Source organism: Streptomyces sp. WELS2 (assembly GCF_013870595.1).
GTDB lineage: Bacteria > Actinomycetota > Actinomycetes > Streptomycetales > Streptomycetaceae > Streptomyces.
In genome coordinates this window covers 1-2,417 of sequence record NZ_JACBWZ010000883.1, presented here as the reverse complement: position 1 = coordinate 2,417, position 2,417 = coordinate 1, and the positions used below count along the sequence as shown (strand labels likewise).

Annotated in this window: 3 protein-coding genes; 2 read left to right on the top strand and 1 reads right to left on the bottom strand. The window is 74.8% G+C overall.

Annotated features, from left to right (window positions below; translation table 11 throughout):
- Together H5J33_RS31225 and H5J33_RS31220 are read left to right on the top strand one after the other, a co-directional pair.
- Nucleotides 1-263, top strand: a 263-nt coding sequence (locus tag H5J33_RS31225; protein ID WP_181798124.1) for a lasso peptide biosynthesis B2 protein, incomplete at its 5' end; no start/stop codon positions are given.
- A complete protein-coding gene (locus tag H5J33_RS31220; protein ID WP_181798123.1) occupies nucleotides 260-1,603 on the top strand; it encodes an ATP-binding cassette domain-containing protein in 1,344 nt (447 codons plus the stop codon). The genes H5J33_RS31225 and H5J33_RS31220, both read left to right, overlap by 4 nt.
- A 3-nt stretch (nucleotides 1,604-1,606) precedes the next feature.
- Here the strand turns inward: H5J33_RS31220 and H5J33_RS31215 are convergent, their stop codons facing one another.
- Nucleotides 1,607-2,230 carry a bifunctional 2-polyprenyl-6-hydroxyphenol methylase/3-demethylubiquinol 3-O-methyltransferase UbiG gene (locus H5J33_RS31215; RefSeq protein WP_181798122.1) on the bottom strand — a complete coding sequence of 208 codons (624 nt, stop codon included), beginning with the start codon at nucleotides 2,228-2,230 and terminating at the stop codon, nucleotides 1,607-1,609.
- Nucleotides 2,231-2,417: the final 187 nt, after the last annotated feature.

Sequence of the window (2,417 nt, the reverse complement as noted above, 5' to 3'; positions counted from 1 at the left end):
CCGCGGCCCGGCAGGCCGTGATCACCGTCAGCCCGCGCTGCGCCGCCGACCACAGCTGCCTGCAACGCTCCCTGGCCACCGCCCTGTTGTGCCGGGCGTGGGGAACCTGGCCCACCTGGTGCACCGGCGTGCGCACCGAACCCTTCCGCACCCACGCCTGGGTCGCCGTCGGCTCCGAACCCGTGGGCGAACCGGCACACGAACGCGGCTACACGCCCGTCATCACCGTCCCGCCCCTGCCGCTCACCGGGAACCGCTCATGACCGGACTCCAGGGCCCCGCCACGGACACCGCCGCCGACGGCCGGGGCACCCGGCGCGCCCTGCCGTACGCGGTCCACGCCCGGGGACTGGCCAAGACCTACCCCGGCGGCCGGGACGCCGTACGGGGTGTGGACCTGACCGTCGCGGCCGGTGAGATGTTCGCCTTCCTCGGCCCCAACGGCGCGGGAAAGTCCACCACCGTGTCCATGCTGTGCGCGCTGAAGAGGCCCAGCGCGGGGGCGGCCTGGGTCGCCGGGGCCAACGTGCTCACCGAATCGCACCTGGTGCGCCGCCGCGTCGGCGTCCTCTTCCAGTACAGCGCCCTGGAACCCGACCTCACCTGCGCCCAGAGCCTGCAACTGCACGCGCGCCTGCACGGTCTGTCCCGCTCCGACGCCCGCTCCCGCACCGGCCAGGTGCTGAGCGCCGCCCGGCTCGCCGAACACCGGCACGCGCGGGTACGCACCCTCTCCGGCGGCATGCGCCGCCGCCTCGGCATCGCCCGCGCCCTGCTGCACGAACCCCGCGTGCTCTTCCTGGACGAACCGACCGCCGGACTCGACCCGCCCGCCCGCGCCCGCCTGTGGCAACACCTGCGCCGGCTGCGCGAGGACGAGCACATCACCGTCTTCGTCACCACGCACTACCTGGAGGAGGCCGAGTACTGCGACCGGCTCGCCATCATCGACCACGGCCGCATCGTCGCCCACGGCACGCCCGCCGGCCTGAAATCCGCCCTCGGGCAGGAGACCGTACGCCTGCGCACCAGCGACAACCGGCGGGCCGCCGCCCTGCTCCGGACCGCGCACGGCCGCACCGCCTTCGACTGCGGCGAGGAGGTCACCGTACCGGTGACCGACAGCGCCGAGTGGCTGCCCCGGCTGTGCGCCACCCTGGGCACACACGGCATCCACCTCGCCCTGGCACCGGCCGGCGGACTGCCCTACCGGCCCCTGCCGCTCGCCGCCCTCCTCGCGGAACCGGCCCTGGCCGCCTTCACACTGACCGCGCTCGCCCTCGTACCGGCCGTACACACCCGGCGGCCCGAGACCTTCAGCACGCTCCTGGCGCTGACCAGCGCCCCCCTGCTCTTCGGATCGGGCGCACTCGTCCCCCTGTCCACTCTCCCCTCCTGGGTGATCTCCACGGCCGCCCTCAATCCGCTCGCCTACGCCGCCGACCTCCTGCGCCGCACCACCGGCCCCACCGCTTCCCCCGGCGTCCACTGGGGCACCTGGCAGCCACCGCCTGCCCTGGAGGCGGGCGTCCTCCTGCTGACCGCGATCACCGCCCTCCTCTGCACGGCCCGCCGCTTCGGCCGCACGGACGACACGACGTGACCTTCACGGCCCTGTGCGGCCGGGCTTCCGCCAGGTCAGCGAGTACCGACGGAGCACATGACGGCGATAGCGCACACCGGGCAACAGCCGGCGTGCCGTGGTCCGCACCTGCCCGTAGCTCATCCGGGGAACGGCGACCGGCATGCCCTCCGGCTCCCGCGCCCGGCGCAGCACCTTCGTGATCCGTACGACCGGGGCGGCCGCGATCGTCGCCGCCCACTCCGCCGGGCCCTCCTCACGAGCCAGACCGACCACCACCAGCGTGCCGCCGGGCCGCAGCAACTCCCGCATCCGGACCAGGGCGGCCTCGAAGCCCATGTGATGGATCGCGGTCACCGAGCAGACGAAGTCGTATCCCGCGTCCGGCAGACCGGCGGTCAGGAAGTCGCCCTCGACGAAGGTGAGCCGCGGGTCGCCGGCGGCGAGCTCCCGCGCGCGGGCGGTCATCCGGGGTGACTTGTCGATCCCCGTGACCCGCTCGGCCCGCCCGGCCAGACGGCGTGCCAGCAGACCGTCTCCGCAGCCGACGTCCAACGCGTCCCCGCAGCCGGCGGGAACCGCACGGAGGATGCCCGGGTGCCGGGCGACATTGGTGTTCCAGTACGGCGTCGGGTCGGAGCGGCGCATCGGTTCATCGTAGGGCCCGGACAGCGCGCGGGGCCCGGCGGTCGCGGGGAGCGGTCCGGTGCGAGCGGGACGGGTCTCACCGGCGCAGGGTCAGCCGCCGGGAACCGGTCAGGCCGACGGGGCGCAGACGTGCGGGAACCAGGGCTGGGCGGCGGCTGGCCGGGCTGCTGCGCGCGGGTGACCTGGT

Coding starts and splice junctions, on each gene's coding strand:
- H5J33_RS31220 (WP_181798123.1), top strand. CDS start 260: ATGACCGGACTCCAGGGCCCCGCCACGGACACCGCCGCCGACGGCCGG.
- H5J33_RS31215 (WP_181798122.1), bottom strand. CDS start 2,230: ATGCGCCGCTCCGACCCGACGCCGTACTGGAACACCAATGTCGCCCGG.